At 65.3% G+C, this 5,246-nt stretch carries 6 protein-coding genes; 3 read left to right on the forward strand and 3 right to left on the reverse strand.

Annotated features, from left to right (window positions below):
- The coding region (locus tag V7E26_RS29045) for an Hsp70 family protein (RefSeq protein ID WP_324422826.1) at nt 1–260 on the reverse strand (260 nt) is incomplete at its 3' end.
- A gap of 541 nt (nt 261–801) precedes the next feature.
- Here V7E26_RS29045 and V7E26_RS29050 point away from each other — a divergent pair.
- Entirely contained in the window at nt 802–1,755 is a 954-nt protein-coding gene (locus V7E26_RS29050; RefSeq protein WP_324422827.1) for a hypothetical protein, read from the forward strand.
- Nucleotides 1,756–1,849: 94 nt separating this feature from the next.
- Nucleotides 1,850–2,563 (forward strand): bifunctional nicotinamidase/pyrazinamidase, encoded by a 714-nt coding sequence (pncA, locus tag V7E26_RS29055; protein WP_324422828.1) that lies wholly within the window; start codon nt 1,850–1,852, stop codon nt 2,561–2,563.
- Between the two features lie 58 nt (nt 2,564–2,621).
- Here the strand turns inward: pncA and grpE are convergent, their stop codons facing one another.
- Nucleotides 2,622–3,233, reverse strand: a complete 612-nt coding sequence (gene grpE, locus V7E26_RS29060) for a nucleotide exchange factor GrpE (protein ID WP_324422829.1) — start codon at nt 3,231–3,233, stop codon at nt 2,622–2,624.
- Nucleotides 3,234–3,352: 119 nt separating this feature from the next.
- Nucleotides 3,353–4,441, reverse strand: a complete 1,089-nt coding sequence (gene hrcA, locus V7E26_RS29065) for a heat-inducible transcriptional repressor HrcA (protein WP_324422830.1) — start codon at nt 4,439–4,441, stop codon at nt 3,353–3,355.
- A gap of 191 nt (nt 4,442–4,632) precedes the next feature.
- On the opposite strand from hrcA, the gene rph reads away from it, so the two are divergent.
- Nucleotides 4,633–5,246: ribonuclease PH (rph, locus tag V7E26_RS29070; RefSeq protein WP_324422831.1), on the forward strand; the 614-nt coding region annotated here is incomplete at its 3' end.

Below are 5,246 nucleotides of genomic sequence, written 5' to 3' on the forward strand. Positions count from 1 at the left end.
TTCTTGTCCTTCTCGACCATCGGGTCGTCGTAGCGGCGGCCGATCAGGCGCTTCACCGCAAAGAACGTACGCTCGGGATTGGTCACCGCCTGGCGCTTGGCGGGCTGGCCGACGAGGCGCTCGCCGTCATCGGTAACGGCAACGATCGAAGGCGTGGTGCGCATGCCCTCGGCGTTCTCGATCACTTTCGCAGTTTTGCCATCCATTACGGCGACGCACGAATTCGTGGTGCCGAGATCGATCCCAATGACCTTTCCCATGGTCCTCATATCCTTCTTTTTGCGGCAGGTTGGCTGGGCCCTGAACGGCGCACCTAACCGAACCCCCAACGTTCAAATACTCGCGATATTGCGACGGTGAGCCTCATATAGGAGGGGGGGATGTGCCTGCAAGGACCGAACGCAGGCTTAGGGCCTGAAAAGCCTGACGTTTGAAAGATTGTGTCAGGGCCGGCCGGGGCTGGTCCGCGCCCGGCGCGCCGTTAAGAAACCGGCAGGACCCCGCATCATCCGTGGCGCGCCGCTGCGGCTCACCCAGGCCGGGCGGGCCGGCGGCCAGACTGCGGGGAGCGGTATTTGGCCGCTGCAAACGCCGCAAAAAAGCGCCCGGATAGCGAGCAAAATGCCGGCATTTCGCGATGAATGGGGGAACGGACCGCCGCCCTGCCCTGTTGCACGGACGGCAAAACCGCTAAAAGGCGGGCCGACTGGAACGACGCTGTCGTGCCCCCGAGGCGACCAAGGTTTCCACGAATTGCATCGGTCTTTGAACAGCCTCCAATACCAACCCGGTAGATCCTCCATGAAGCCACTCCGTCACCTTGCTGCGGTTTCCCTGTTCGTTACCGCGCTCTCTTCTGCCGTCGCCGTTTCGGCGTTCGCCGCCGACCCGGTCTTTGCGCCGGGCGCCAGGGTCGGCATGACGCCGCTTGTCGGCCTCAACAAGGCCAGGACGTTCACGGGATTCGAGACCGAAGACCATGGCGTCAAGGTGCTGGTCACCGACCTTCCCGCCGAGGCCTATGGCGAGGTCGCCAACGCCTTCAAGGCCAACCCGGCCGGCACTGCCGGCATCAAGCCGGAGACCCTGGAGACGCCGGCGGGGCTCGGCTACTACACGATCGAGAACGGCAAGGACGGCGCAACCAACGTGCGCCGCTATTCGATGATCCTGCCCGGCCCCACCTTCTCCGGCTATATCGCCGTGCAGGTGCCGGAGAACGCCTCGAAGATCTACACCGACGATGCCGTGCGACAGATGTTCGCCACCGCCACGCTGCGCACCGAGGTGCCGGTCGACGAGCAGCTCGGGCTGATGCCGTTCAAGATCAGCGAGCTCTCGAGCTTCAAGAACGTCCGCACGCTGGCGCCGGGCGCCGCCCTCATCCTCTCCGACAGCGATGAAAAGAAGGGTTTTGAGATCGCCCCCTTCATGATCATCGGCGTGATCGGCTCGACCGCGGCTTCGCCCGACGATCGCGGCCGCTTCGCCCAGCAGATCGCAACGACCATTCCCGGCGTGCGCGACGGACGGATCACGATGTCCGAGCCGGTCCGCATCGACGGCCAGCCCGGCTACGAGACGCGGATCGACGCCATCAGCGGCAAGGACAATACGCCGGTCACCATCGTGCAGTGGCTGCGGTTCGGCGCCCAGACCTCGGTGCGCATCATCGGCTCGTCGCCGCGTGACGAATGGAGCAAGGCCTTCCCGCGCTTCCGCGCGGTGCGGGACGGAATCCAGCCGAAGGCCTGATCGGGTCATCGGCAAGCCGCGCCGCAATTTCGGGCTTTCGTTCGTACACGCATGGAACTAGCCTCCTGTCGGGTTCGCAACAGGGAGACGCGCTATGCTTTCTCGCAGGGTGGTTCTGAAAGGTCTCGGCGCGACGTCGGTCGCGGCTCTGATGCCGCGTGCGCTGATGGCCGCACCGATCAAGCCAGATGACGCCTCCGCGCTGATCGTCATCGACGTGCAAAACTGCTTCCTTCCCGGCGGCAGCCTCGCGGTCAAGGATGGCGAGCAGGTCGTTCCCGTCATCAACCGCATCGCCAGGGGCTTTGCCAATGTGGTGCTGACGCAGGACTGGCACACTGCGGGCCATGTCTCGTTCGCGACCTCGCATTCCGGCAAGAAGCCGTTCGAGACCGTCGACCTCTCCTACGGCAAGCAGGTGCTGTGGCCGGATCACTGCGTGCAGGGCACCGAAAGCGCCTCGCTGTCGAAGGACCTCACGGTCCCGCATGCCGGGCTCGTCATCCGCAAGGGCTTCAACAAGAACGTCGACAGCTATTCGGCGTTCACCGAGGCTGACGGCAAGACCACGACGGGGCTCGCCGCCTACCTGAAGGCGCGCAAGGTGAAGCGGGTGTTCCTCGCCGGCCTCGCCACCGACTATTGCGTGGCCTGGAGCGCACTCGACGCGCGCAAGGCCGGCTTCGAAACCTATGTGATCGAGGACGCCTGCCGCGGCATCGACCTGCAGGGCTCGCTCGCCAAGGCCTGGGCCGACATGACCAGGGCCGGCGTCAAGCGCATCCAGTCGAGCGATATCGCGGTTTAGCCAAGGGAAGCGCGCTTCGGCGCTTGCGCGCCTCCTCACCATGAGGGTCAAGCGTGTGTCAGCTCTGCTCCGAAGGCGCCGCCGCCGGCGCGGCCTTGGCGCCGCCCTTCGACACGCCGACCATCGCCGGGCGCAGCACGCGCTCGCCGATCGTGAAGCCGGCCTGCACGACATGAACCACCGTTCCCGACGGGACGGAGGGATCGGGCACTTCGTACATCGCCTGCTGGAAGTTGGGATCGAACTTCTCGCCCGTCGGATCGAACTTCTTGACGCCGTTCTTCTCCAGCGTGTTGAGCAGCGAGCGCTCGGTCAGTTCGACGCCTTCGATGAAAGCTTTGATGCCGGGATCGGCGCTCTCCTTGGCTTCCGCCGGGATCGCATCGATCGCGCGCTGCAGGTTGTCGGCTATCTCGAGAATGTCGCGCGCAAAGCCGGTGATGCCATAGGCGCGCGCGTCGGCGACTTCCCTGGCGGTGCGCCGGCGCAGGTTCTCCATCTCCGCCAGCGTGCGCAGCATCTTGTCCCGCGTTTCAGCCACTTCCTTGGTCAGCGCCCCCACCGATCCTTCCTCGGGATCGTCGGGCATGATGTAGGGTTTCGAGACCACGGGCTCGCCGGCCTGGGCCGGATTTGCCGCGTCATCGCTTGGCCGCTTGGGATCGGTCATAAGGCTGCCTTCTCAAAAAACGCATCTGGTTCGATTTGGGATTTGCTGCGGGGGATATCGTGCTTCAGGGGCCGAAAATCAAGCGCAACCGGATCGGAATCGGACCAATTCGCGGCCCGTTAGCCGCCCAGGATACGGCTGACGATCCGCGCGGCGTAATCGACCGTCGGGATCACCCGCGCGTAATTCAGCCGCGTCGGCCCGATCACGCCGAGAACGCCGACGATGCGGCCCGTGGCATCGCTATAGGGCGCGATGATGGTGGAGGAGCCGGACAGCGAGAACAGCTTGTTCTCCGACCCGATGAAGATCCGCACGCCCTCGGCGCGCTCGGCGCGGCCGAGCAGGTCGATCACGCCGCGCTTGGTCTCGAGATCGTCGAACAGCGACTTGACGCGTTCAAGATCGTCCAGCGCGTGCAGGTCCTCCAGCAGATTGGCATGCCCGCGCACGATCAATTGGCGGTCCTCGTTTTCGCCGCCCGACCAGCTTGCCAGGCCGGCCGCGATCACCTTCTGCGTCAGCTGATCGAGTTCGGCCCTGCTCTGTGTCAGGGCAGTCTCGAGTTCGAGCCGCGCCTCGGCGAGCGTGCGGCCACGGATCCGCGCATTGAGGAAGTTGGTCGCTTCGGTCAGCGCCGAAGGCGGAACGCCGGGCGGCAGCGTCAGCACGCGGTTTTCGACCTGGCCGTCTTCGCCGACCAGCACCACCAGCGCGCGCTCCGGCTCCAGCCGCACGAATTCGATATGCTTGAGCCGCGAGTTGGATTTGGCCGTGAGCACCACGGCCGCGGCCCGTGTCAGGCCGGAGAGCCGCGTCAAGGCTTCGCCGAGCGCGGCCTCGATCGATTGCGCGCGTCCGACCGACGCCAGCTGGCTCTGGATGGATTCGCGCTCAGGCTCGGTGAGATCGCCGACCTGCATCAGGGCGTCGACGAAGAAGCGCAGGCCGAGTTCGGTGGGCAGCCGTCCCGCGGAGGTATGCGGCGCATAGATCAGGCCGAGCGCTTCGAGGTCCGACATCACGTTGCGGACCGAAGCCGGTGACAACGGCACCGCGATCAGGCGCGAAATGTTGCGCGAACCGACGGGCTCGCCGGTCGCGAGATAGCTCTCGACGATTTGACGAAAAATGTCGCGTGAGCGCTCGTTGAGCTGGGCAAGCCCCGCATGCGGCGCGATCAAGCCGATCGGATCGTGATGGGCCACTTCTTACTCCCTGATATCCCTAATTTGTCGCTCCGCAGGGCCGATGACAAGCGCGCTCTGCCTGCCAAATACGCGGCCAAAACGCGCTCAAAAACGCACTCAAAACCCTTGCCAAAGCCCTTGCCGCTGCCGGCTCCCCCTCCTACAAGCACCGCAACCGGATTTTCGCTCGATTTTCGAAAGGATTCCCCATGCGGCCAAGCCGCCGTGCGCCCGATCAGTTGCGCCCCGTGTCGCTGGAACGCGGCGTGGTCAAATACGCCGAAGGTTCCTGCATGGTTAAATTCGGCGATACCCATGTCCTGGTGACCGCCACGCTGGAAGAGCGGCTGCCGCCCTGGCTGAAGGGCCAGGGCCGCGGCTGGGTCACCGCCGAATACGGCATGCTGCCGCGCGCCACGCTGGAACGCACCCGCCGCGAGGCCGCCGCCGGCAAGCAGGGCGGCCGCACCGTCGAGATCCAGCGGCTGATCGGCCGCTCCTTGCGCGCGGCCATCGACCTCGAGGCGCTCGGCGAGCGCCAGATCACCGTCGATTGCGACGTCATCCAGGCCGACGGTGGCACCCGCACCGCCTCGATCACCGGCGCCTGGGTCGCGCTGGCCGACTGTGTCTCCTGGATGAAGTCCCGCAACATGCTGAAGGCCAACGTGCTGCGCGACAATGTCGCTGCGATCTCCTGCGGCATCTATCAGGGCACGCCGGTACTCGACCTCGACTATGCCGAGGATTCCGAGGCCGAGACCGATGCCAATTTCGTCATGACCGGCGACGGCCGCATCATCGAGGTGCAGGGCACCGCCGA

The organism is Bradyrhizobium sp., from assembly GCF_036735945.1.
Lineage (GTDB): Bacteria > Pseudomonadota > Alphaproteobacteria > Rhizobiales > Xanthobacteraceae > Bradyrhizobium.

What these genes read in the sequence shown, in the direction of transcription:
- grpE (WP_324422829.1), bottom strand. Translation starts at nt 3,233, where the DNA reads ATGACCGATCCCAAGCGGCCAAGCGATGACGCGGCAAATCCGGCCCAG.
- pncA (WP_324422828.1), top strand. Translation starts at nt 1,850, where the DNA reads ATGCTTTCTCGCAGGGTGGTTCTGAAAGGTCTCGGCGCGACGTCGGTC.
- V7E26_RS29050 (WP_324422827.1), top strand. Translation starts at nt 802, where the DNA reads ATGAAGCCACTCCGTCACCTTGCTGCGGTTTCCCTGTTCGTTACCGCG.